24 protein-coding genes are annotated in these 22,164 nt (G+C 41.9%); 4 read left to right on the plus strand and 20 right to left on the minus strand.

All coding sequences use genetic code 11. The annotated features are described in order from the left end of the window. Nucleotides 1-447: 447 nt before the first annotated feature. The 6 genes from HYT61_02525 to HYT61_02550 are packed head-to-tail and all read right to left on the minus strand — an operon-like array spanning nt 448 to nt 4,975. Complete coding sequence (locus tag HYT61_02525) at nt 448-1,431, minus strand: carbohydrate kinase family protein (protein ID MBI2063093.1); 984 nt, start codon at nt 1,429-1,431, stop codon at nt 448-450. Nucleotides 1,432-1,435: 4 nt separating this feature from the next. Further along, nucleotides 1,436-2,071, minus strand: coding sequence for a ribulose-phosphate 3-epimerase (locus HYT61_02530; GenBank protein MBI2063094.1), 636 nt, complete (start codon nt 2,069-2,071; stop codon nt 1,436-1,438). Continuing rightward, nucleotides 2,068-3,060 carry a D-glycerate dehydrogenase gene (locus HYT61_02535; GenBank protein MBI2063095.1) on the minus strand — a complete coding sequence of 331 codons (993 nt, stop codon included), beginning with the start codon at nt 3,058-3,060 and terminating at the stop codon, nt 2,068-2,070. The genes HYT61_02530 and HYT61_02535 overlap by 4 nt, the downstream gene beginning before the upstream one ends. Next, nucleotides 3,060-3,512 (minus strand): RpiB/LacA/LacB family sugar-phosphate isomerase, encoded by a 453-nt coding sequence (locus HYT61_02540; GenBank protein ID MBI2063096.1) that lies wholly within the window; start codon nt 3,510-3,512, stop codon nt 3,060-3,062. The genes HYT61_02535 and HYT61_02540 overlap by 1 nt, the downstream gene beginning before the upstream one ends. 53 nt (nt 3,513-3,565) lie before the next feature. Continuing rightward, on the minus strand, nt 3,566-4,540 hold the full coding sequence (locus HYT61_02545) for an FAD-dependent oxidoreductase (GenBank protein ID MBI2063097.1): 975 nt from the start codon (nt 4,538-4,540) through the stop codon (nt 3,566-3,568). A gap of 42 nt (nt 4,541-4,582) precedes the next feature. Continuing rightward, nucleotides 4,583-4,975 (minus strand): hypothetical protein, encoded by a 393-nt coding sequence (locus HYT61_02550; GenBank protein ID MBI2063098.1) that lies wholly within the window; start codon nt 4,973-4,975, stop codon nt 4,583-4,585. A 38-nt stretch (nt 4,976-5,013) separates the two neighbouring features. Here HYT61_02550 and HYT61_02555 point away from each other — a divergent pair, with 38 nt between their 5' ends. After that, complete coding sequence (locus HYT61_02555; GenBank protein MBI2063099.1) at nt 5,014-6,420, plus strand: phospholipid carrier-dependent glycosyltransferase; 1,407 nt, start codon at nt 5,014-5,016, stop codon at nt 6,418-6,420. Nucleotides 6,421-6,423: 3 nt separating this feature from the next. Here HYT61_02555 and HYT61_02560 read toward each other — a convergent pair whose 3' ends face one another. From HYT61_02560 to HYT61_02570, 3 genes are all read right to left on the minus strand, one after another. Beyond that, on the minus strand, nt 6,424-7,044 hold the full coding sequence (locus tag HYT61_02560) for a superoxide dismutase (protein MBI2063100.1): 621 nt from the start codon (nt 7,042-7,044) through the stop codon (nt 6,424-6,426). Between the two features lie 5 nt (nt 7,045-7,049). Next, nucleotides 7,050-7,286 (minus strand): thioredoxin family protein, encoded by a 237-nt coding sequence (locus HYT61_02565; GenBank protein ID MBI2063101.1) that lies wholly within the window; start codon nt 7,284-7,286, stop codon nt 7,050-7,052. Nucleotides 7,287-7,349: 63 nt separating this feature from the next. After that, nucleotides 7,350-8,255 (minus strand): hypothetical protein, encoded by a 906-nt coding sequence (locus HYT61_02570; GenBank protein ID MBI2063102.1) that lies wholly within the window; start codon nt 8,253-8,255, stop codon nt 7,350-7,352. A gap of 111 nt (nt 8,256-8,366) precedes the next feature. Between HYT61_02570 and HYT61_02575 the strand changes: the two genes are divergently transcribed. Further along, complete coding sequence (locus tag HYT61_02575) at nt 8,367-8,753, plus strand: hypothetical protein (protein ID MBI2063103.1); 387 nt, start codon at nt 8,367-8,369, stop codon at nt 8,751-8,753. Nucleotides 8,754-8,788: 35 nt separating this feature from the next. Here HYT61_02575 and HYT61_02580 read toward each other — a convergent pair whose 3' ends face one another. The 4 genes from HYT61_02580 to HYT61_02595 form a co-directional block, all read right to left on the minus strand. Further along, nucleotides 8,789-9,133 carry an RNA-binding protein gene (locus HYT61_02580; GenBank protein MBI2063104.1) on the minus strand — a complete coding sequence of 115 codons (345 nt, stop codon included), beginning with the start codon at nt 9,131-9,133 and terminating at the stop codon, nt 8,789-8,791. 218 nt (nt 9,134-9,351) lie between these two features. After that, nucleotides 9,352-9,969, minus strand: coding sequence for a DUF3105 domain-containing protein (locus HYT61_02585; GenBank protein ID MBI2063105.1), 618 nt, complete (start codon nt 9,967-9,969; stop codon nt 9,352-9,354). Between the two features lie 151 nt (nt 9,970-10,120). After that, on the minus strand, nt 10,121-10,330 hold the full coding sequence (locus HYT61_02590) for a hypothetical protein (GenBank protein MBI2063106.1): 210 nt from the start codon (nt 10,328-10,330) through the stop codon (nt 10,121-10,123). Next, nucleotides 10,327-11,175, minus strand: a complete 849-nt coding sequence (locus HYT61_02595; protein MBI2063107.1) for a hypothetical protein — start codon at nt 11,173-11,175, stop codon at nt 10,327-10,329. Before HYT61_02595 ends, HYT61_02590 begins: the two co-directional genes overlap by 4 nt. Before the next feature lie 88 nt (nt 11,176-11,263). On the opposite strand from HYT61_02595, the gene HYT61_02600 reads away from it, so the two are divergent. Both HYT61_02600 and HYT61_02605 read left to right on the plus strand, forming a co-directional pair. Further along, nucleotides 11,264-13,135: a 4Fe-4S dicluster domain-containing protein gene (locus HYT61_02600; GenBank protein MBI2063108.1), complete on the plus strand. Its 1,872-nt coding sequence runs from the start codon at nt 11,264-11,266 to the stop codon at nt 13,133-13,135. 2 nt (nt 13,136-13,137) lie between these two features. After that, nucleotides 13,138-13,575: a hypothetical protein gene (locus tag HYT61_02605; protein MBI2063109.1), complete on the plus strand. Its 438-nt coding sequence runs from the start codon at nt 13,138-13,140 to the stop codon at nt 13,573-13,575. A 74-nt stretch (nt 13,576-13,649) separates the two neighbouring features. Here the strand turns inward: HYT61_02605 and HYT61_02610 are convergent, their stop codons facing one another. The 7 genes from HYT61_02610 to HYT61_02640 all read right to left on the minus strand — a co-directional run. Next, nucleotides 13,650-14,366, minus strand: a complete 717-nt coding sequence (locus tag HYT61_02610) for a hypothetical protein (GenBank protein ID MBI2063110.1) — start codon at nt 14,364-14,366, stop codon at nt 13,650-13,652. An 88-nt stretch (nt 14,367-14,454) separates the two neighbouring features. After that, nucleotides 14,455-14,895: a vitamin K epoxide reductase family protein gene (locus HYT61_02615; GenBank protein ID MBI2063111.1), complete on the minus strand. Its 441-nt coding sequence runs from the start codon at nt 14,893-14,895 to the stop codon at nt 14,455-14,457. Then, entirely contained in the window at nt 14,895-15,629 is a 735-nt protein-coding gene (locus HYT61_02620; protein MBI2063112.1) for a thioredoxin domain-containing protein, read from the minus strand. The genes HYT61_02615 and HYT61_02620 overlap by 1 nt, the downstream gene beginning before the upstream one ends. A 76-nt stretch (nt 15,630-15,705) precedes the next feature. Then, a complete protein-coding gene (typA, locus tag HYT61_02625; GenBank protein ID MBI2063113.1) occupies nt 15,706-17,532 on the minus strand; it encodes a translational GTPase TypA in 1,827 nt (608 codons plus the stop codon). A gap of 217 nt (nt 17,533-17,749) precedes the next feature. Further along, complete coding sequence (locus HYT61_02630; GenBank protein ID MBI2063114.1) at nt 17,750-19,879, minus strand: copper-translocating P-type ATPase; 2,130 nt, start codon at nt 19,877-19,879, stop codon at nt 17,750-17,752. Between the two features lie 170 nt (nt 19,880-20,049). Beyond that, nucleotides 20,050-21,777: a hypothetical protein gene (locus HYT61_02635; protein MBI2063115.1), complete on the minus strand. Its 1,728-nt coding sequence runs from the start codon at nt 21,775-21,777 to the stop codon at nt 20,050-20,052. A 22-nt stretch (nt 21,778-21,799) separates the two neighbouring features. After that, a partial coding sequence (locus HYT61_02640) for a hypothetical protein (GenBank protein MBI2063116.1) occupies nt 21,800-22,164 on the minus strand: 365 nt, incomplete at its 5' end.

The following is a 22,164-nucleotide window of genomic DNA, read 5'->3' on the forward strand; positions in this document are numbered from 1 at the left end:
TTCAAGTAAAGTGCTGCCTGCAAGTTTCGGAGACCGATCCGGCGGGTTCTCGATTGTAAGGGCAACAGCTACCGGACGATCTTTGGGAAGCCCCGTTCCAGAGAAACCGACATAGAGGGGTGTTAAAACGGTCCTTGTCAGTTCCGCCTAGAGAACTGGCCGTAGCCTGGGGTAACGCACCCCAGGCTTTTTTATTTTAAAAAATTCTCTTCCAATTATTATTCCCAAGGCCCAAGGCCGTTTCTTTTAAATATCATAAACTTGTTTCAAATTACTAGAAGCCGATACCAATCAGCAATTTTTATCACTTTTATAATTGCTAAGGAGAGGATGTTATTTACCGGCGTAGGCGGACACTTTTTGTGAAAAATCCCAGCAGGGTGGATTGAACAAAAAGAGTCCGCGTAGCCGGTAGGTAAAGTGTCTTACTACATCCTTGAAACGAATTTATGATATTTTTATTTCAACCAACGGCCATGGGCCCCAATCATCTTTTTTAAGAATCCCCTCTTTGCTCCCCACTTTCGTAACAACCGATGACGAATTGGCCGTAGCAAACTGCATCGCCTTTTTGATGTCCCCGCTTCGCATATATTCTGCCACAAACCCAGAATTAAAAGCATCCCCCGCCCCCGTGCGTTCAACAACCGGCGAATCAGGCACTCCCGCACTATATGTAACACTACTTTTAAATACTTTGGAACCGTTATGTCCATCAGTCAGTATAATCATGCCGCAACAGGTCTTGGCCAACCTATTAAATGTTTCCGTTATATCATCGGGATTTGTGCCAACCAGTTGTGCGCCTTCTTCTTTATTGACTGCAAAAATATCAATATGTTTCAAAAACGGTTCTAATTTTTCAAAACCATGTTCTAGTTCTTTACCGCCAGGATTACAAGCAATTTTAATTTTATTTTTGACAGCATGATTAACTAAAGCACCAAAGAGGTCATAATGCCCGCCCAAAGAATCAATATAAAACCAGTCTGCCCTGAGCCTACTAAAGGGTATTTCCTTAACATTAAAATGCTGGCCCTCGCCTTTGTAACTTAGTATGGTGCGTTCTGCGTCAGGGTGGACAAGTATTGTTGAATAAGCGGTAAAACCATCGGCATGTTTTTGAAAAATTGGCCCAACTTTTTCTTTTTTTAATTCAGTCAAAATTTCCTCTCCTGCCATGTCGTTGCCTACAACGCCAACACAGGCAGTTTTTAATCCCTGTCTTCCAAAGGTAACCGCGGCATTAGTCCCGCCACCGCCAGTAGTAAAAATAATTTCTTTTACTTCGAGTTTGGAACCAAGCGAAAAACATTGTTCAACGCCAGTTGGAGAATCGGCATGTTTCCTCACCTCAACATTTTCCATTTTCAGGAAAACATCGCGTGTGGCCGAACCTACCACTACAACATTATATTTAGAATTAAACATTTTATTATTTTGTTATTTCTTTTAGTTTTTTTATAGCTTCGGCTTGATCTTTGCCTTCCCAAATATAACTTCCCACCACAAACATATTCACACCCGCTTCAATCAATTTGGGTGCTGTTTCAGGCGTTATTCCCCCGTCTACTTCAACTGTCTTGTCGGGATAATAAAAGTGAAAATCTTTAATTTTGTCTATCACAGTATCTACGAACTTGCCGCCATAGAATCCCGGCTCAACAGTCATAAAATGTACAAAATCAATTTGATCAATAAAAGGTTCGATTTTAGCAATTGGGGTTTGCGGATTTAGGGCAATGCCAATAGTTTTGTCTGCTTCCTTTACGGCATCAATGACTTCTTGAGACTTGTTTGTCGCTTCAATATGAAAAATGAACTTGTCAGCCGGAGTTTCAAGCCAACGCACTATGTGGTTTTCCGGTTTAGAGACCATAAGATGCACCTCAAATTTTAAATTAGTATCAAGCGACTCCATTTCTTCAAAACCTAGTATGGTCATGTTTGGAACAAAAATGCCATCGGCAATATCAAGATGAACCCTTTCGGCATGTGCCTCCATCGCTGCAATTTTTTCCAGCAGTTCCTCCCTGTTTTTTACAAGAATTGCCGGTATGATTTCAATCATTTAACTAAATTAGGCGGCGTCCTGCCTTCCAACGCCTCTATTATATTGTCTGCTGCAAGTTTTGACATCTTATCGCGAGTTTCTTTGGTTGCTGAGGCAATGTGCGGCGTTAATATTACATTATCAAGTTCTTTAAGTTCAGACGTAATTTCAGGCTCATGTTCAAAAACGTCAATTGCGGCCCCGCGAATCAAACCTTTCGACAAGCTTAGGGCAAGCGCTTTTTCATCAATTATTGGCCCGCGTGAAGTATTGATCAAATAAGCAGATTGTTTAATTTTTTTTAACCGCTCTTCGTTTATGAGGTGATGTGTTGAATCTAAAAGAGGTACGTGAATTGATACAAAATCGCATTGAGGCAAGAGGTCATCAACGCTAGCAACATAAACCGCACCGTATTCTTTTTCAAAATCGGAATTCTGGTTAGGGTCATAGTATAAAACTTTCATGTCAAATCCCTTAACAGCATGGTGGGCAACGCGAGAACCGATGCGGCCCAAACCAAGCACTCCAAGAGTTTTACCGGAAACATCTGTGCCAAGTAACAATTCCGGCCCCCAAGCACTATATTTACCGTCACGCGAAAACCTATCAGCTTCGGCAATACGGTGGGCAATTGCAAGCATTAATGCAAAAGTGTGTTCGGCGACAGTATCAGTCAATACACCGGGTGTGTTTGTTACCATAATCCCTCGCTGTTTTGCGGCTTCAAGATCAATATTATCAAAACCGACCGCATAGTTGGCGATTATTTTTAGCGTGGGCAAGCCGACATCCATTACTTCGGCAGTAACCTGGTCGGTTAAAATTGAAAGTAAGGCATCAAAGGGTTTCCCTTCGCTCTGAGCTTGCCGAAAGGCGGCAACCATCTCTTCTTTGGTCGCCGCTCTTTCTCTTGCCGCTTCATTAACGACGATATCGTAACCCTTGTCACGTAGTGTTTTAAGGCCGACTTCCGGAATTGGTCTTGTTACAAAAATTTTTGCCATTATTTTTCTAAGTCTTTTATTTTATTTACCCTTCTGATATGTCTCTCCTCGCCAGAAAATTTAGTTTCTAAAAATGTTTTCACTATTTCTTTGGTCAATTCTTCATTGATATAATCTGCCGATACCGCTAACACATTGAGGTCCTCATCCTTTACCGAAGCTTTTACTTGCTCGGCGCTTGAAGCCGTACCGGCACGCACGCCTTTGATTTTATTAGCCGCAATCGCGACCCCAATTCCGGACCCGCAAATCAAGATGCCTTTAGCGTCTTGACCCTGAGCTAGTCGAAGGGTTACCTTTTCTCCGACTGATTTTGAAAAATCCGGATAATCGTCATCTTTGTCATATTTAAAAGATCCTGCATCTTCAAACTCATATCCCCAATCCGAAAGGCAAGACTTAATCTTTTCTTTTAACTCATATCCACGATGATCGGCACCGAGATATACCAAGTAGAAAGTAGAAAGTAGAAAGTAGAATTTGATTCTAGATTCTATTTTCTAGATTATGTTTGTCTGTTTAAATACTGCACCGCGCTTAGTAGCGCTACGCAACCTTGCCCGGCGGCAATAACTATCTGTTTGAACGGAACATCAGTAACATCTCCGGCGGCGTAAAGACCGGGGATATTTGTTTCGCAGTTTTTATTAACAACTATCTCGTAGAATTTGTTTTTTTCTACTTCCGGCGGGACTAAACCGGAATTAGGTATCATGCCGATATGTATAAAAATACCTTCAGATTTTATTTCCTGCGCGGCACCATTTTTGTCAGTATATTTTAGCCCTGTCACAAATTCTTGGCCCAAAATTTCTGAAGTATTGGCATCATAAATTATCTCAACATTTTGCTTAGTTTTCAAATTGTCAATTAGGACTTGATCACCCTTAAATTCCGGGTTCTTGTTAATCACATAAACCTTGCTGGCAATATCAGCCAGCATCAAAGCTGATTCAAGCGCGGAATTACCGCCACCGATTGTAGCTACTATTTTACCCTTAAATAACGGCCCATCACAAGTTGTGCAGTAACTCACACCCTTGTTGCGGAATTCTTTTTCGCCAGGCACATTTAATTCGCGTGGATGAACGCCCGTCGTTACAAGGACGGCCCTTGTAGTATAGTCGTACTTGACCTTCGGGGCTTCTTGACTATCGGTTAATTTTTCTGCCGCCATTTTGAGTCCTGCCCCAGTTTTTGTGGTTATGCAAAATGTCCCATCGGGCATTTTGGTTATTCTCTCCACCTCCACGCCCTCTTCAATCTCAACCTTATACGAGTCAAGATGCGCGCGGAACTGTTGAGCAAGGGCTATACCGTCTGTTTTAATAATCCCCGGCCAATTAGCTATTTCGCCTGATGTAGCCACTTCACCGCCAAAATCCTTGGTGATTATCTTAAAATTCAAATTCCGTCTCGCAGCGTAGATTCCGGCAGTTGTAGCGGCGGCAGACCCACCGATTATAATCAGATCAAACATAAGAAAATTATAACATGTGTTTGAAAAAAATAAAAAAACAGGCTATGGGCCTGTGGGTTGGTGTGTATTAAAATCTTGCCAAAGTTCTTCCTCTTCTTTAGAACACCCTTGGAAACTGAAGGACATTGAAGCACCGGCAAATGCGTACAAAAGAATAAAAACCAACCATAAGTCGTTAGAAATGGGAAGCGTTGACACAGACAGTGGGGACACACTGAGTCCAAGAAGTAGAGCCAAAACCATAAGAAATAAGATGCCAATTGTTGCCCCGATAAAAGCCCGCTTGATTTTGGTTCTCTTTCTAATAGACACGAGCTGTTGACCATATTTTTCTTCGAAAAGTTTATTTTTCTTTTCTTCTCTTCTACATTCAACTAAATTCAATCCGCACTCTGGACAAAAATCTTCAGGATTCCCGCTTTCAATATCTTCCATGCTTCCCATCTCCCATATTTTTAAGCTACTATTGATGTATGGCTGAATACAAGAAAGTTTATCTTATAATTTTAATAATTACAAGCCTGGCCACTCATTTTTTGTTTTTCGGCCAGCCGCGGGAAACGGTGTTTGACGAGGTGCATTTCGGCAAATTTATCTCGGGATATTTCACCCATGAATATTTTTTTGACATTCACCCTCCGCTAGGCAAGCTTCTGATTTCCGGGGTGGGCTATGTGTCTGGTTTTGAGCCGGGTTTCAGTTTCGCCCAAATCGGCCAGCAATTCCCCGATAACACTTATCTCTGGCTACGTCTCTTGCCTACTATTGCCGGCATGCTCCTGCCAATTGTAGTCTATTTTCTGATTCTGCAACTAGGAATGTCGCGACTGGCGGCATTTGTAGGCGGAATGCTTGTTGTTCTAGAAAACGCCACGTTAGTCCAGTCGAGGTTCATCTTGCTTGATTCTTTACTGCTTTTATTCGGTTTCTCGGCTCTGTTATTTTACTTTTTCTACCACCCACCCGCACAACATCGCATGTCGTACAAGTGGGGGTATTTGCTTTTAAGCGGCATTTTGAGCTCATTGGCGATTTCGGTTAAATGGACCGGCGCCTCTTTCTTGGCAATAATCGGCATGCTCTATCTAATTGATTGGCTTAATTCAGAAAAAAAACTAATACATTTAATAAGGGGGGTGGCATTTTTGTTTTTTGTGCCAGTCGTTATTTATTTTTCAATTTTTGCTTTACATTTTTCACTTCTAACCAAATCCGGCCCCGGCGACGCCTTCATGACTCCAACATTCCGCAAAACTCTTACCGGAAGCACAGACAGTAAAAACCCGGATCTTAAGCCACTCAATATTTTTGAAAAATTCAAAGAACTTAATTTTCAAATGTATAGGTCCAATGCCGGTCTGGCTGCAGGCCACCCCTATTCCAGCAAGTGGTACACCTGGCCGTTTATGATTAGGCCCATATACTACTGGAACCAAAGTCCAAATGACAAAGTCCAAATGACAAACGGCGGCCAACAATCTAAAATATATTTTCTGGGTAATCCTGTCATCTGGTGGACATCTACAATAGCCATGTTTTTCTTAATCATCAGCCTAATCGCGCAAATATTTAGACGAGCACTATCAAAAATCATCAAAATGCGGATTCCGGTTTTGCTTGCTGGCGCATATTTTTTAAACATATTGCCCTTTGTCGGTATAAGGCGGGCAATGTTTTTGTATCACTACTTAATCGGTTTAATTTTTGCCATAATCGCTTTAGTTTATCTATTAGATCGGTTGCCAAATAAAAAAAGAGCTTTTATCGCTCTTTTGATCGTTAGTATCGCGGCTTTTGTTTTTTTTATGCCGCTAACTTATGGCCTACCGCTCACTGAAAAATTATACAATCTACGGGTTTGGTTACAAACTTGGCTATAAAATTCAAAAACTCACAGCCCTGGCTTTTTTATAAGCCTCTTCGGTAATTTCCCAATTCAAGTTTTTCCAAAATGCGGCAATATAAGCCTTGCGGTCTGAACCATGATCTATGAAATAAGCGTGCTCGTATACGTCTAAAGCAATGATAGGAATACAACCCCAGACGGCATGGTCGTGCGTGTCACCGTTGTATTGTTTGAGGTTTTTCTCATGTAAATCCCAAACTAGCACTGCCCAGCCGCGCGCAGCCATGGCACATTCGTTGAAGTATTTCTGAAAATTTTCAACCGAGCCCCACTTATCCGATATTGCCGCCGATAATTCCGGCGCTTTTTTGTGGTCCCCATCACCGCCAAGCGCGCCAAAAAACCACTCATGCAGATAAATACCATTGACGGCAAAACTCTCACCAAGCTTCAGCGCTCTTAATTTGCTGTAAGACGTATTCCCACCAGGAGCCGTACCCCCTATAATCTCGCCTCTTAGCTTAACTAGTTCCTCACCAACCTCATTGGCTTTGTCGACGTAACCCTTATAAAGTTTGCCGTGGTGGATTTCGTTGGTTTTTTGGGAAATGCCTTCTAAATCCTTATCAAATGGCAGAGGTTTTAATTCATATGACATGGTTTTTATTTTAACTTGAGTGATTCACTAATTTTTTCACGGTCAAAACCGATTATAATTTGTCCGTTTATAATTATGACGGGTACGCCCATCTGGTGGGTCTTGTCTAACATCTCCTGGCGTTTGGCCATATCGTTAGCCACATCGTGTTCAGTATACTCTACATTATTTTTCTTGAAAAATTCCTTGGCCATTTTACAATACGCGCACCATGGGGTTGTATAAATTTCTACCGTGTTCATATTTTAATTATACCAAAATTTTAATCAACAGCAAGGATTTTTTAGGATAAATAAAAAGCCCGCTTATTTATGCGAGCCCGATTGTTGACTTTTTAAGTGTAATCTCACCAAAAAAAGATTATCGCGAATTTCTTTATTATCAGGAAACCTTCGATTAAGCTCTTCCAATACGGGCAAAACTTCATTATCCATACGTCCGGCCTGTTTAACCAGAATATCCTGAAAAACAAATTTTTTATCCATTTCAACGTCCTTGGCCCACCAGTAGCCAGAATTGCAAGCCATTGCCTGCCTTAGCCAGCGGAAAACATCTTCTTGTTTAAAGTCATCTCCCAAGATCTCATAAGTCTTTGATTTCCAGGCAATCGCCCATCTTTTATAAAACCCCTCGTAAGCAGCCTTATTAAGAAGGTGCTTGCTTAAAGCAAAGACGTATTTGGCAGAGCACAATGATCCATCAAGTTCCATTGTCCTTTTGAGGATTATCAAACTTTCCGCAGTCTCACGGTCAGATTCCGCGTAGGATTTCAGGCCAGACTCAAATTTCGCTATAAAACCGGCGTAACGGATTTTTATCATTGCCCTAAGGAAAAGATTTTTAACGTCATTCGGATTGCCGGCAAGATTTTCTTGAGTTAATGCCAATCCCGCAAATACTTCTTCTTTAAACTTTTCCACCAAATATTGGGCATGCGTGTTTTTACGAACTGTGTCTATGTCCGCACTTTCAGTTCGTAATTGTGAGGGTAGGACTTTAGACAATTCTTGCCATAAAATTTCAGCTAACAATTGGCAAAAAAATGGTTCTTTAGGAAAAGCGGCTCGAAGTTCTTCCGCTTCTTTTCTGGCTTCCACGGTTTTGCCTGAATAGTAGAAAAAAAGGGCAGAATCTATTTTTTTATCTCTTTCTGACTCATCAGGCACAGCATTTGCCAACCCGGCTGAAAAAATCCAAATGAGCAAAAGCAAATAAACCCTCACAACACCCCCCTATTTTTAATGAAGCTATAATATATATTCTATACTAAAAGTTGTCATCAGTCAATTAATATATCTTGGGCTAAGAATTAAAATTAACTTATGGGTTTTATAATAAAAGCCGCGCTGGGACTATTAACGATCGCTGTTACCGGAGGATTTCTGATTAATGAAATTCCGTCTTGGAAACAACGGGTAATAGAAGTAATGAATCCAGCCGCAAAAGAGGCGCGTCTCTTGGGAGAACTGACAACTAATTTTGATGAACTTGAAAAAAACATTGGGGACGGCAAGAATAAAGACTTATTGGACAAATCACGTGGCATTTTGCAAGACATAACCAACTTGAACCAAAAAAATTCCGGAATAATCAAGCAGCAAGTCGGAAAAATTATAAACGCACTTATTGACCGCACGCCATATCCGGCGGATCATCTTTCTCCTGCGCAAAATACTGACACTCAAGTCTGTCCCACTCCAACAATCTAAAAACCCCTTTCGGGGTTTTTAGATTGGGTAAGCGATTAGTAATCGCGTCCGCCACCGCCGTAACCGCCTCGGCCACCGCCGAATCCGCCACGGCCACCGCCACCAAACCCGCCAGTGCGCGGAGCGCGCGGCTGCATCGGTCTGGCTTCATTTACGACTATCTGTCTGCCATCCAAATCCTGGCCATTGAACATTTCAACAGCCTTGGCGGCCTCTTCATCCGTGGACATTTCCACGAAACCGAAGCCCTTGGAACGACCAGACATTTTGTCGGTGATGACTGCGGCTGATTCCACTGTTCCGGCTTGGGAAAAGTGCTGTTTCAGCTGGTCATCAGTCGTGCTGTAGGACAAACTGCCTACATATAACTTTTTAGCCATTTACTCGTGCAAATAGACAAAAGAACGCGGATTCCCTTAAGAATCTGCGAAAATGAGTGAATTCGCACTATTTTAACTGTAGGAAGACCTATTCCCTAATGCCCAGCTTACGGTTTCCCTACAGCAAATGGCTATGAGAACACACACCTACAATATATTAAGTATAGCAAAATACGATTTTAAAGTCAAATTTTGCTAGTTAACATAGAATACGTAAGTTATTTTTTAGAACGAAAATCACCGAAACCGAAATCCGGTACATTGCGTTCGAGACCGGCAATGTTGCGATAAGCATTAACAAAAGAACGGATTTGCAATTCGGTTATCTGGTCTAATTTATCAAGTTTAAAAACATGCTCCCAAGCAACAATGGCAATCGGCGAATCGTTGGCCACACGCGGAGTCATAATAATGCGAAACCCGTAATCCTTGGCGATTTTGGCCAACGCTTCAATTTGTTCCGGCGCTAAATCCGGCTTATAAGCAAACCAAATATGGCCATGTTCAAGGTTGTGTATCAACTGCTCATCCGGAAATTCTTTATCATAAATTCCCGTTTGCACCGCCGCGGCATAGTGCCAACCGCCGCTGGGCGGATTGGAATTATAAGCGGAATGCGTCGCGCCTATGTCTATGTGTTCGCGCGATTGGGCCTCATAAAATTGCCCGGGAACCGGAGCCGATTCACGCATTACTAGTTTATAAATCCCCGATACGGCCAAAAATAAAACAACAATAAAAATGCCTCGGCGTAGAAGTTTTTTAATGTTCATATTTTTTTGCCTGATGGCTGTTTCTTTTTCTTTTTGCTCTTTTTTGGCAAAATATTCGTTCATCCTGTACGAGACAGGAAATGATTTATTGAGTAAATCATTTCCGTGCCTATTAATAAGTTACTTTTCATTAATCCCACCCGGATAGCCATTGTAACTCATCTTTGTTATTGGCAATGGCTATCTCGTTCGGGATTCATAATAAATTATTGTATCATAACTCTATGTTTTTGAAAATTTTAAAACTTTTTAAGAATGCCGAGATTTTTTTCTTGGTTTTATTCCACCATGACCATTTGCCACCAAAAAGCATATCTAAACCAATTAACAACAAAACTGAACCGGGTGTAAACGGGGTTAATAAAATTATTAAGCCCAAAATTATAAAAATTGTTCCCCAGAATTTTCTATTGAGATTCTTCATTGATTTACGCAGGCGTTGAAAATCCTCACTTGCTCATTGTATTGGTCAACTAAGCTTTTAAGTTGGGCGATGAGTCCGTTTATCTGGCTGACGATGGCATTATATTCATTTGCCTTTTGGTTATATGCTTCGCGATTACCTTTTCCTTTTAATTGTTCGAGTTCTGTTAAAATAGCATCGGCTTTAACTTTTAATTCAGCAATTTGCAATTCAAATATGTTTATTTGGGCTTTGAGCGTTTCGTCAGCTTGTAGACAAGCGGACAATGGTTTTGCAAATGCTTGCACCGCAAGCCAAGTCTTGCGCCCTTCAAATGTTCCCTGCATTACTGCTACTCCAATCTCACGAAAACGGTTATTTAAGATATTGGCACGATGTCCGGGGCTGTCCATCCATGCCTGTACCAACGCTTGGTCATTTTCATAATTACCAAGAGCCAAATTCTCACCTACCACTATGTATTGGTAGCCCACGCCGTCTAAAAGTGTGCTTATATTGTCTCCAGTAGGAGAAATGTGTTCAAAATATTGGCGATTGAACATATCTTCCACTTTTAGCCGTGCGGCGGTATTCAAATGTGGATTTTCAAGAAGAGCGAATAAACCGGCATTTGCCCTGTGGATATTGGTCCATTTGGTAACTCCTCCACGAGTAAGATACGCTTGCTCCGATTCGCGTATGGCCCTCAAGGGCGGCGGGGTTAGTATTTCTTTTTTGATACCCTCTAAGGCAATATTTGTGCTCTCTTTTATATTCGACAGCAGCAACAATGGACTATCTTTTATTAAAAACCAAACAACAGCAGCAATGGCTAAAATTAAAACGATGATTACAATTTTTCTCATATATTAATAATATATCTGATAATTGACTGTACACCAAGCAAGTGCTAAAACTAGTGTAAAATTTGTACTTTTACAAAGGAAATGGTCAATGGACAGGATTGTATTCATCGGTCTAGCCGTTATCAGCTTATATTTGTTCTGCAGGACTATTTACCGTCGTCTTTTCAGCAGGGCTCATAAATCCTGCGGACTGCCGCATGACAAAATAGGGAAACGGTTGTGGCGGGTAATATTGGAGGTTTTTCTCCAATATAGGGTTGTCAAAAACAGACCCCTGGTTGGTATACTTCACGCCGCGGTCATGTGGGGATTTATTGCTTTCGCGTGGGTAAGCATGGAACACCTTTATCTTGGCGTTATCGGCCTCAAGCAGGCTGAACCGATAGATGGTTTGTACCCCGCATTTGCGGCCGTATGGGCATTTGTAGTCATCATTGCCATAATTGGACTTTCTTTCCGGCGATTCGTTTTGAGACCCAAACCGTTGGGAAAAATTTCGCTAACTTCTGCCATCGTCGCGTTTTTAATCTTAATTCTTATGCTCACATACCTAATAAATTGGGGCATACTGCCTGTAGAAAGTTCCGCTTGGAAAATGACCTGGTGGATTCACACAGTCTCATTTTTCTCAATGCTTGTGATAATCCCAAGGTCAAAACATCTTCATCTATTATTAGCTCCGGTAGCGATATTTTTCCGTTCCGAAAAAACAAGTGCGATGCGGCCGCTATCCGAAAACGATAACGATGATGACTTGGGAATGGTAAATTTTTCAGACCTGTCTTTGAAAGACGTACTGGATATCAACGCTTGCGTAGAATGCGGGCGTTGCACCCAAGTTTGCCCGGCAAATGTTTCCGGAGGCTCTCTTAGCCCCAAAAAAATTATCCTGGACCTGCAAAAAGGATTATTACAGAATGGAGAAGTTGTTGCGGGCACAGAAGAAACAAAAAGCGGCAAAAGTTGGATAGCAGACAACGATCTTTTCCAATGTTTGTCATGCGGAGCATGCGAATCCGTCTGTCCGACTGGCATTGAACATGTAAGCAAAATTTTAGACTTGCGCCGAGGTCTTGTAAGCGAGGGACGTGTTGAAAATGATAAAATAACCAAGTTGTTCACGACAATGGAACGTTCACCAGGTAATCCATGGGGTGTCTCCCACGACGCGCGCGAAAAACTGATTTCGGCCAAGCAATTTCCTATTTTTGACGGCTCACAAGAATTACTATTTTGGTTGGGTTGCGGTTTGAGTTATGACACTCACGGACAAGCAGTAGCTACAGCCATGAAACAGGTCTTGGACAGGACTAGCATTTCTTGGGGGGTATTGTCAAAAGAATATTGCTGCGGAGAACCGGCTCGAAGAGCCGGTAACGAATACCTTTATTCACAGCTAGCCGAACGACTCATAGGAATACTTGAAGAAAAAGGCGTAAAAAAAATCATATCTTGCTGTCCTCACTGCACGACAATATTGGATAAAGACTATAGGCAAATTGCGTCTTACGCGGCTTTAGATATCCGGGTAACACATCATTCTGAATTTATTGCGGACATGCTGCCAAATCTTACTCTGGAACAATCACCACGGAAAATGAGTTATCATGACCCGTGTTATCTGGCCAGAGGACTTGGCATAACGGATTCACCGCGCGCCATACTTCGCGCTTGCGGCATCTCAATACTCGAACCAAAAAATCACGGTCAAAATACTTTTTGCTGCGGAGCCGGCGGTGCGCAACTTTTTATCGCTGACGACCTCAAGAGTAAGGATCGTGAAAGAATAAACCACAAACGTTTCGCTGAAGTAAAAGGGACAGGAGCATCCGCCATCGCGGTTGCCTGCCCTTATTGCCCGATTATGCTTCGCGATGCCGCTAATCATAGCGGATGCGAAATGGATATATTAGACATCGCTGAAATTACAGCTATGCACTTAAAAAAGGAGGTGAAATAGCCATGAACGAAAGGGTTATTTATTCAGGAAATGTCCTGGAAATAGACGGCGAAATATACCACCATCACCCCAAAGGTGGAGGACTGGTTTCAAGCACTGCTAAAGTAGATTACACGGTTTACATCGGTCCCGGAGTTATTGTTTCCGGCAAAGCAGTTATCCTTGATAAGGTTCATCTTGAGGGTTTTGTTCGTGTTTCCGGCAATGTCCGTATTGAAAATTCCGTATGCGCCCGCGATCATGTATCTTTTTGGGGAAATGCGTATATTTTAGGGAATGCGATGTTCTCCGGTAATGTTAACGTCCACGACAAATCTGAAATCAAAGGAAGCGTGTGGATATCGGGTGATGTCCTAGTAACCGGCGAGTCAAAAATTTCCGGCCGCGGACAGCTTATCGGCAATCGTTGGATACACGACAAGGAATTAGTACTTACTTAATTTTTAAACAAATTGCTAATTTATAAATTTAAAAGACACATTCAGTGTCTTTTTTAAGTAAGTAAACAGAAGCATTAAGCTCCAGCTAAGGTTTCTAGTATATAATTACGCTCCAGAACTAATTCTTCCGGTTTCAAAACGCCTTCTACGATAATCGGCACACTGGTATCTTGAATGCTTTTTATGATTTCGGCCTGTTTGTTTTGGAACAACGGTTCATGATAACCCGTGTAGCCGCTTAGATGGATTTGGACCACCTTGTCGCCAAGCTTTTCATAAAATTCAACCGTCAAAGCGGTACTTGGATCATTGGTATAAGCATGGTTTACATCCAGAACCATTTTAAAATTTCTGAACATTAGAGTTAAAAGCTGAATACTTTTAGGCAATTTAAATGATTTCTTGCGCTTATCCATATTCTCAAAAGCAAAAGGAAAGTTCTGGGTTAAAAAAATTGAGAAATCTTCAACCGTATCAGGATGAAAGACAATCAAATCTAGAGGTCTGATCAAATTCAGAATGCTTAACCAATTAAAAACATCGCGCGTTTCACTGTTAAAACCGTAGTTAAGCACCGGCGCATGAAAACTGACATAGTCAAAATCTCTAAAATCTTGGGCTGTCAGATTTTTAAATTCTCCGTCTAAAAAATCTTTAAATTTTACAAACCCCAGTTCTACTACGCGACAGCTGGTTGATCTTAACAGGTCTAGGCATTGAATTAAATTAAGGCCTGATTTATAAAGGCAACCCGTTGAAAACCCAAGACGTATGTTGGCTAGTTTTTCCATAACCCCCAATCCTCCGATTTTTAAATAACGCTTTTTTAGAATACCACAATTTAAAACAAACCGCAAGAGAAGTTTAACAAACAATTCGTTAGTTTACTTTTAAGTCCCGCCAAATTTTCATGAACCAAAGCGCCAAAACAAAAAGCAGGGTTGAGGTGATCGCGGAAATAACGCAATAAAAACAGATTGCCTTGATGATAAAAAGCTGAAGAAACAAGAGCCAAAGAGTAGCTAAAAAACCGGCAATTGGTAAGTGGACCAATATGCGCAAAACTTTTTTATTCCTGGTATCAAGATATAAAATCGCGATAACGAGAATTACAAGGTAGTAAATAGCTCCCAAAAGAGAAATTGGAACTCCTGCAATAACTGCGTAACTGCTTGAGATTACCTTGTCGCAACCGGTAAAAACATAACACGGCAAGATGCCGTTATTGTAATGCTGTATTGTAAGATATGCCGCATCAAGAAAACCAACCAAACTAAAAATGATAAAACCTGCTAAAATCCATTTGGATAATTTGGACATTAATTTTTATCCGTCTGACTGGCCTGTTCAATGAGAGATACGAATTCGTCGTAATCTCGCGGCTGTATTTTTTTGCCGTTCAAAAAGAAAGTTGGGGTCGCATTTACTTTATTAGCCACACCGGAATCGTAATCTTTTTCAACATCTTCCTTAACAACATCGCTATCACGATCGTTTTTAAATTGCTCTATATTAAGACCTAGCGTTTCAGCATATTGTAAAAATATGTCTTCAGCGTCTGTTCTACCAGACCAATCGTTTTGATGGACAAAAATCATGTCAAACATTTCCCAGAACTTACCCTGCTTGCCGGCAGCTTCAGCGGCATACGCGGCGGGCTTGGCATTTGGATGTTGTTGCAAAGGAAAATGCCTGTATGCGAATTTAAAACTATCGCCGTGCTCATCCATCAGTTTTTCAACCAATGGAAAATAGGCGCCGCAAGCAGGACACTGGAAGTCTCCATATTCAATCAGGGTTATTTGGGACTCCTTATTGCCTTCAACCCAATCTTCGGCGGTAACACCGCTTATAATCACCGCTTCCTGTATATCACCCGGATTATTTGAAAGTTTTGTCAAACCCCAAACTGCCCCAATGAGTACAACAAAAATACCACTCCACATTAAACCCCTCTTCAGTCCGCGAGTTTTTTGACTGCGAGCTTGCTGGCCTCGTTCCGCATTTTTATTGAGATCATACTCTTCTTTTTTTGTAAGATTTTGATCGAGCATATGATTATTTTATATATTCAAATTATAGCAAAAAATTATAGTTTTTTGCAATAAACATAGATCTTGCCAATTCAAACTAGTCGCCCCGACGCGCTTTGGAACGATCAATTTTAGTGAGAAGCTGCTTGCGGAGACGAACACTGACGGGGGTGATTTCAAGATACTCGTCTTCAGCCATTACTTCCAAACCGCGCTCAATGGTCAACGGCAGTGGCGGTGTAAGGTCAATGGCTTCATCCGATCCCGAAGCTCGCACATTTGTAAGCTGTTTGCCCTTGGTCGGATTAACATACATCTCCTCTCCCTTAGAGGTATTGCCTATAACCATACCCTCGTAGACCTCTGTTCCCGGCCCTATGTAAAGAGCGCCACGCTCCTGAAGACCCCAAAGGGCATAGCCAAGTGTTTTTCCATCGGCCATTGAAATCATAGAACCAACCACACGCTTGCGTATATCGCCAGCATACGGTTTAAATCCAATAAACCTTGAGGAAAGGATGCCTTCGCCCTTGGTATCTATAATAAATTGATTTCTATAACCCAAGAGTCCTCTAGTTGGTCCCTCAAATGAAATTCTGATCAACTCGTGCGTATTAGATAAATTAGACATAACGAATCCTCGCGTGCCAAGCCGTTCAATGATAGTGCCCTGATATTCAGATGGCGTATCAATTATCACCTCCTCAAACGGTTCAAGCTTAACTCCATTTTCCTCATGAATTATAACTTGCGGCTGTGAAACCTGAACTTCATAGCCGGCACGGCGCATATTCTCAAGCAAAATTGCAATGTGCAATTCGCCTCGGCCACGTACGGCAAAACTATCCGTAGAAGAAAAATCAATTTGAAGTCCGACATTTACCTCAACCTCACGTTCAAGATATTCACGCAGTTGTCGGGAAGTAACAAATTTGCCTTCGCGTCCGCCAAACGGTGAGTTATTGATAAGAAACATCAGCTTAATTGTCGGTTCATCAACCGCAATGGCCGGAAGCGGTTCGGCATTTTGATCACTGGTTATAGTTTCACCGATATATATATCAGGCAAACCGGCAATCATAGCAATATCTCCGGCATCGACTCTTTCTAATTCTTTTTTCTGCAATCCCTCAAACGTAAAAACCTTGGTAATTTTACCGGAACGAGTGTCTATCTGACCAGTCTGGTTGTTAATTTTTTTAATAAAAACCTGCTGGCCAGAAAAAACCGTCCCCTCGTATACGCGCACCACCGCCAGCCGGCCCAAAAAATTATCATAACCAAGATTGAATGGCTGCATTCTAAGAGGCTTATCTGCCAGCTCGTCAGATGAAGCCGGTTTTACATGCTCAAGTATCGTATCAAGAAGCGGAGCAAGATCAGAAAATTCATCCGTAAGTTTTTTCTTGGCAACACCCTGCCGGCCTATTGCATAAACAATTGGAAAATTAGCCTGCTCATCGTTGGCACCCAGTTCAAGAAAAAGCTCCAGTACCTGCTCCTCGCATTTAATTGGATCTGCGGCTGGTTTGTCTATTTTATTTATAATAACTATCGGACGCAAACCAAGCTCTAATGATTTTTTAAGCACAAAACGTGTTTGCGGCATCGGCCCTTCCTGCGCGTCCACCACCAAAAGTACCGAATCTATGGAACGCAGGACGCGTTCAACCTCTGAACCAAAATCGGCATGACCTGGAGTATCGACTATATTTATCTTGGTTACGGGACGTCCTGAACTTGCCGAAGGATATGAAATCGCCGCGTTTTTTGAATAAATCGTAATACCGCGCTCAAGTTCAAGCGCGTTTGAATCCATTGATACACCTTCGGCAAAAGCTCCGGTCTGACGCATAAGAGCATCGGTCAGGGTTGTTTTGCCATGATCAACATGGGCAATTATTGCAATGTTTCGTATTTCCATCCCGTTAGAAGTCGCTGCTTGCCCCGTAGCTCACCAAAGGTGACGGTTCGGGGCTGTGCAGCCTTATACATAAGTTGTGGCTACACAACAAGACTTTTGATTATTTACTGGTTGTGAACGCAAACCCGCTAGGGCGACTTCTAACGGGATAAAATGAATAAAAAAGGCCGTACGGCCGTCTAATTTAAGTTAATAATAGTATAAAAAGTTTTTTATGTCAAACTCTTAACTTTGGTTCAACACGTTTCAAGAGAACGGCATTTGTTGCAACTATTATGGATGATGCTGACATTAGAAGTGCAGAAATTTCCGGTCTTAAAGACCAGCCGAGTGAATTATAAAAAATACCGGCGGCAACAGGTATGGCAAGCATGTTATAAATCGCGGCCCAAAATAGATTTTGTTTCATCTTGGTAACCGTCGCTTTGCTCAAACGAAAAGCCGCTACAATATCATAAGGATCTGACTTCATAAGCACTATGTTGCCGGCTTCAATTGCAACATCAGTGCCGGCACCAATGGCAATACCGATATCAGCTTGGGCAAGAGCTGGCGCGTCATTAATACCGTCCCCCACCATTGCCACAAATTTGCCTTCATCTTGCAATTTTTTGACATACTTAGCTTTGTTTTCCGGAAGCACTTCCGCAAATACACGATCAATCCCAACTTCTTTTCCGATCCCTTCCGCAACTTTCATATGATCGCCCGTAATCATCACGACTTCCATGCCTAGGTTTTTAAGCGCGGAAACAGTTTTTTTGGAATTAATTCTTGAAGAATCAGCCGCAGCTATGACTCCGGCAAAAATTCTATCAACGGACAACAAACTCAAAGTTTTCCCTTCCTCAGCAAGACGGCCAAGAACATCTTTCATTGGTTCAATGATAATACCATTGTTTTGGAGCAGTTTTTCATTACCGGCCAAAACGATTTTGCCGTCTATTTTTGCCTTAAGCCCGTGGCCGGCAATAGACTCAAAATTTTCTATTGGCTCGAGCGGCAAAGCGTTACGCCTTTTAGTCTCTTCGAGAATAGCTTTGGCAAGCGGATGATTAGAACCGGCCTCAAGACTGGCTTCGTATTTAAGTAATTCCTGTTCACTGAAATTATTAAATGCCACGACATCAGTAACTTTCGGTTTACCTTCTGTGAGAGTTCCGGTTTTATCCAAAATAATGGCATTGATCCGCGAAGTATTTTCAAGAGTAGCCGCATCTTTTATAAGAATGTTGTATTTGGCGCCTATACCCGTGCCTACCGCGACAGCAGTAGGAGTGGCGAGTCCAAGCGCGTCTGGGCAAGCAATTACCACAGTTGATACAGCAAAAGTAAGAGAAGTAATGAGACCGACCCCGGCGCCGAAATACCAGCCTAAAAATGCTGCTAACCCCGAACTGATTGCAACTATAACCAACCAACCGGCCGCCTTATCTGCAATACGCTGACCCGGCGCTTTGGAATTCTGGGCAATCTCAACCATTTTTATTATCTGCGCCAAAACCGTCTCTGAACCAACTTGTGTAGCTTTGAATTTTACAGTACCAGTTTGATTTACCGAACCTCCTATAACCTTATCGCCAATTTTTTTAGCGACCGGAATTGACTCACCCGTAACCAACGATTCATCAATAGACGATTCACCTTCGGTTATAGTGCCATCAACCGGAACTTTATCCCCGGGACGCAAAACTACGATATCATCATGGACAATCTCGGCGCTTGCAATGGCAACCTCTTTGCCCTCGCGAATTACATTTGCCTGCGGTGGCACCAGGTCAAAAAGCGCGCGCAAAGCATCAGAAGTGCCACGCCGCGATTTCATTTCCATCCAATGGCCGAAAAGTACGAACGTGACAAGAAGAGCGGCGGCCTCATAGAATGTTTCTGATTCTGGCCGGATAAATGTTAGCAATACACTGAATAAATACGCCGCTAAAACACCCGTAGCGATCAATACGGACATATTGAGTTTACGCGCTTTGAGAGAATAATAAGTGCCGGTGATAAAAATAGAACCCGTCCAGAAAACAATAGGTGTGGTTAAAATTAAGAGCAACCAATTTATAGGAATCGGCGAAGGCAAAATTACCCCCAGGACTTTTTCACCGACTGGCGAATAAAGAAAAATTGGAATTGAAAGCAAAAATGAAATCCAAAACCGACGGCGCATATCTTGCTCCATTTTCTTTGCCATTTGAGGATTAGTCATTGCAGCCTCATGGTCCTTGTGGCTCAACTCCGAAACATCATATTCCGTTACGCTTCCATCAACTTCCTTTTGGATAAGATCCATGCCACATCCAGGACAACGTCCGGGAGTATCAGATTTGACCTCTGGGTGCATCGGGCAAGTATAAATTGTGTTGTGCTTGTTGTGCTCCATGGACTGCTACCATACCCGGTCTAGGACCTCGTAACTGGGGGTATTATAAGGCTTTTTGAGGGTCTTTTCCAGAGACAATTTGAGGGGTCTCGGTCAAGGGTAAATGAAACAAATGAGACATAAAAGGGGTACTACTCTAATCGTTCTATGTCCTTGCTCAAATATTCGTCTATTTTATCCAGAGTATCCGCTATTTTTTTAACAGCAACATTAATTTCTAATTCTTTTGTTTCAAACGACGCACCTCTTTTTGTTACTTCTGTGATCTTGTCTAAGTCCTTTTTAATCACGCTGAAAGAATTCTTTAAATCCCGGCTAATAATCACCGACTCTCTGTGCGCTTTGGTTAAATGCAATAATGTTTTTCTATAGAACCATAGAGCCGCCAAAATAACCGCGGCCACCAGAACGATAAGCAGTTCTTTTAAAGTAACATCCAGACCAAACAATGAGATTGTGGGCTTTTCTACAAAAGATATTTTTGCCGGTTCTGTCGGCAAACTTTGGGCGCCTCTTTCGTCTTTTGCCTTAACGCTTACAAAATAATCTCCTCTTCGCAATTCTCTATCAAGACGAAATTCCCACTCGCCTTGAATATTACTTTTCGCCTCATCTTGCAGAACTAAAAACTTGTTTTTATCCCCAATCGTAACAACAACATTTGCGCTTGGTACTGCCAAACCCTTAATCACCAATGACTCTTCTGAACCAATTACTACCTTTTTGCTTATGGAAGTGATTGTTGGCGTTTCAATGGGCAAAATCTCAATTTTTACATTATCTTCAATACTATTGCCCGCCTTATCAAAAACTTTCACTTTAATCAAATACTCCCCGGGTTGGCGAGGTAAAAGTGTGTATTCATAAGCATTGATAGTAACCGGCGCTTCTGAATTAACGATAATCTCATCGTGGCTTATACCGGAAAGAGAATCAGCGGTTTTAAATGAAAGTTTGGGCGCCGGATTATCGCTGATTAAACCGGTTTTTACATCAATTTTGAAAGGAATGGGGGGTTGAGTATCAATCGCAATTCGATAATGAGCGGTTGGTCCCCAGCCGTTATTATTTTTAAATCTGATGTGAAAATAATAGATGCCGTCTTTGTCAATCGCGGAAAATGTTTTGTTCTCAAACAGACCCTCAACAACTGGCGAAACTATAAAATTAGGATTTGTGTTCAGGGCCGTATTTAGGCCGGAAATATCAGGGGGAAGATCCCAAGAGGGAGTAAATTGAGAAACAAAATTATACCAACTGCCGGAATCGGGATATAACGATATCTTAACAACGGGCAGTGCTGGCAACCCGGAAACAACAGTCGGTTGCCTGGTAATTTGAGTTGGCGTCGATATCGGCGCTGGTATTGGCGCCGGGACAACGGTAACGGAGGAAATTGTAAAGCGTGCTCCGTTTGCCTTAGACAATACATTCGTCCCACTACCATCGGCTACGGTTATTGCGGCGTCGCTAAACAAAAACTCACCGATTCCTGCTCCCTTGCTGATAAAATTTATCTTCAGAACCTGCAAAGACGCTCCGGAGACGCCATTAAGCGCACCGCCGATAAATTCAATCGTTCCGTCCGTGTTGGAAAACTCCGGCTCCTGAAGCCAGAAATTAAATATGGAGCCATCTTTGGAAATACTCTTTACTTCCAAAACGTCCTGCGAGAATTTTATTTTTGCCTGGGCGGCATTTATTGATTCGTCAGACGCATCTATCTTTATATTTACGCTGAACTCTTGTTTTAAATTAAATTGCCCGGTTGATGGCGTAGCATTAAAGTCAGCCGCCTGAACAAAACTGACGGATAAAAGCGCAAAGAATGTTGAAATGATCAGAATTTTTCTTAACATAGATTTATTAAATTATACCACATTATCTGTTCCCAAGCTGAAAATTAGTTAAAAAGACGCTGAAATCGGATACGTCCACCTTGCCGTCGCCGTTCAAGTCGCTTTTTGCTTTAACAAACTCATCTTTGGCTGACCAGTTATTTAAAAATATACTCCAATCCTGAATATCAATCTTGTTGTCACCGTTAAAATCAATGAGAGCGAAAGAAAAAGACGACACTCTTAACATTTTTGACTCTGACATTTCGCTTACCTTTTCGTTTTCAGAACCAACCTGTCTGACTTGGACTTTATAGCCCCCTAGCGCCACCTGTTCGGTGTCAATTAAAATTCTATATAAACCGCCTTCTTCCGCTTTAACTTCTCCTGTAACTTTGCCGTCAAAGA

Source organism: Candidatus Yanofskybacteria bacterium, assembly GCA_016181175.1.
Taxonomy (GTDB): Bacteria; Patescibacteriota; Minisyncoccia; order 2-02-FULL-40-12; family IGHO2-01-FULL-4-A; genus 2-01-FULL-44-17.

What these genes read in the sequence shown, in the direction of transcription:
- HYT61_02550 (MBI2063098.1), bottom strand. Translation starts at nt 4,975, where the DNA reads ATGGAAGATATTGAAAGCGGGAATCCTGAAGATTTTTGTCCAGAGTGC.
- typA (MBI2063113.1), bottom strand. Translation starts at nt 17,532, where the DNA reads ATGGAAATACGAAACATTGCAATAATTGCCCATGTTGATCATGGCAAA.
- HYT61_02630 (MBI2063114.1), bottom strand. Translation starts at nt 19,879, where the DNA reads ATGCACCCAGAGGTCAAATCTGATACTCCCGGACGTTGTCCTGGATGT.
- HYT61_02595 (MBI2063107.1), bottom strand. Translation starts at nt 11,175, where the DNA reads ATGAGAAAAATTGTAATCATCGTTTTAATTTTAGCCATTGCTGCTGTT.
- HYT61_02585 (MBI2063105.1), bottom strand. Translation starts at nt 9,969, where the DNA reads ATGAACGAATATTTTGCCAAAAAAGAGCAAAAAGAAAAAGAAACAGCC.
- HYT61_02555 (MBI2063099.1), top strand. Translation starts at nt 5,014, where the DNA reads ATGGCTGAATACAAGAAAGTTTATCTTATAATTTTAATAATTACAAGC.
- HYT61_02620 (MBI2063112.1), bottom strand. Translation starts at nt 15,629, where the DNA reads ATGCTCGATCAAAATCTTACAAAAAAAGAAGAGTATGATCTCAATAAA.
- HYT61_02565 (MBI2063101.1), bottom strand. Translation starts at nt 7,286, where the DNA reads ATGAACACGGTAGAAATTTATACAACCCCATGGTGCGCGTATTGTAAA.
- HYT61_02580 (MBI2063104.1), bottom strand. Translation starts at nt 9,133, where the DNA reads ATGGCTAAAAAGTTATATGTAGGCAGTTTGTCCTACAGCACGACTGAT.
- HYT61_02590 (MBI2063106.1), bottom strand. Translation starts at nt 10,330, where the DNA reads ATGAAGAATCTCAATAGAAAATTCTGGGGAACAATTTTTATAATTTTG.
- HYT61_02560 (MBI2063100.1), bottom strand. Translation starts at nt 7,044, where the DNA reads ATGTCATATGAATTAAAACCTCTGCCATTTGATAAGGATTTAGAAGGC.
- HYT61_02635 (MBI2063115.1), bottom strand. Translation starts at nt 21,777, where the DNA reads ATGTTAAGAAAAATTCTGATCATTTCAACATTCTTTGCGCTTTTATCC.
- HYT61_02600 (MBI2063108.1), top strand. Translation starts at nt 11,264, where the DNA reads ATGGACAGGATTGTATTCATCGGTCTAGCCGTTATCAGCTTATATTTG.
- HYT61_02605 (MBI2063109.1), top strand. Translation starts at nt 13,138, where the DNA reads ATGAACGAAAGGGTTATTTATTCAGGAAATGTCCTGGAAATAGACGGC.
- HYT61_02575 (MBI2063103.1), top strand. Translation starts at nt 8,367, where the DNA reads ATGGGTTTTATAATAAAAGCCGCGCTGGGACTATTAACGATCGCTGTT.
- HYT61_02535 (MBI2063095.1), bottom strand. Translation starts at nt 3,060, where the DNA reads ATGGCAAAAATTTTTGTAACAAGACCAATTCCGGAAGTCGGCCTTAAA.
- HYT61_02545 (MBI2063097.1), bottom strand. Translation starts at nt 4,540, where the DNA reads ATGTTTGATCTGATTATAATCGGTGGGTCTGCCGCCGCTACAACTGCC.
- HYT61_02530 (MBI2063094.1), bottom strand. Translation starts at nt 2,071, where the DNA reads ATGATTGAAATCATACCGGCAATTCTTGTAAAAAACAGGGAGGAACTG.
- HYT61_02610 (MBI2063110.1), bottom strand. Translation starts at nt 14,366, where the DNA reads ATGGAAAAACTAGCCAACATACGTCTTGGGTTTTCAACGGGTTGCCTT.
- HYT61_02525 (MBI2063093.1), bottom strand. Translation starts at nt 1,431, where the DNA reads ATGTTTAATTCTAAATATAATGTTGTAGTGGTAGGTTCGGCCACACGC.
- HYT61_02615 (MBI2063111.1), bottom strand. Translation starts at nt 14,895, where the DNA reads ATGTCCAAATTATCCAAATGGATTTTAGCAGGTTTTATCATTTTTAGT.